The following is a 1,086-nucleotide window of genomic DNA, read 5'->3' on the forward strand; positions in this document are numbered from 1 at the left end:
GTCACTGTCCTTGTTGAAGACAAGGGTACCGCCCGCCGTGGCCATCTGATTGCCGGCCGTGTTCGGGTCGCTATCGTAGGAGATTTGCCAATTGAACGAAGCTTCGGTGGCGCTTTCCGACTGTAGCGTCGCGAACGAGCTGATGAATGGGGTCGGCGTGCCAGGGACAAGACCGGTGAGATTGCCATCAAGGCTGAGCTGGATGCCGGGAAGCACGCCATCCTGGTCGACGAAGTCCGAGTGCGTGGCGTCGTAGTAGGAAGCCGGGCGGCCGTCCGAACCGATGTCGTAGCCAAAAGCACCAGATGCCGTTTGACCGACTGCGTTGCCCAAGGTCTCGTGAGTACCATTGCTTCCACCCCCGGATGCGTCACCGTCGAACGGCACCGTGATCGTCGGGCCGTCGTCCTTGAAGGTGAGGTTTTGGCCGATGTTGAGTGTGGTCGATGTATGATCACCGTCCTTGTCGGTGATGGTCGCGGTGAGCGTAACTAGGTTATCCGCGTCCAGTGTCTTGCTTTCGTCCGGGTCGCTGGTCGGATGGACCACTGCCCGGAGTTGATCCAGGGTGACGCTGCCGGTGCCGCTAACAGAGACCGTGAAGACAAGGTCATTGCTCGTGGCGGTGCGACCTTCGATCACAGTGCCATTGAGCGAGAGGACGACGGCCTGACCGGTTAAGGTGTCGGTAAGGCCGGTCGAACCAGCAGTAAAGCCGAGTGCGTAGGTGACCGTGCCTGCGCCGTCGGCACCGAAGGCCGTGCTGAAGTTCGCCGCAAAGCTCTTCGTGTCGTTAGTCGTAAGAACCGTGTCGTCGACAGTGAGCGTAGGCTCGGTGCCGGTCGTCGAGATGCTCGGGCCGTCGTCCTTGAAGTTGAGGTTCTGGCCGATGTCGAGGGTGGCCGGTGCGTGGTCGCCGTCCTTGTCGGTAACCGTCGCGGTCAGTTTGATCAAATTGTCGGCGGCCAGAGTCGTGCTCTCGTCCGGGTCGCTGGTAGGATGGACCACCGCGCGGATCTGATCGAGGGTGACGTTGCCCGAGGCATCGACAGAGACCGTGAACACGAGGTCGTTGCTCGCGGCGGT

The 1,086-nt window shown here is 61.2% G+C and carries 1 protein-coding gene; it reads right to left on the reverse strand.

Annotation, left to right across the window (positions count from 1 at the left end):
* The coding region (locus EOA60_RS38490) for a DUF5801 repeats-in-toxin domain-containing protein (protein WP_245502696.1) at nt 1-1,086 on the reverse strand (1,086 nt) is incomplete at both ends.

The organism is Mesorhizobium sp. M1A.F.Ca.IN.020.06.1.1 (assembly GCF_004023265.1).
In the GTDB taxonomy this organism is placed as follows: Bacteria; Pseudomonadota; Alphaproteobacteria; order Rhizobiales; family Rhizobiaceae; genus Mesorhizobium.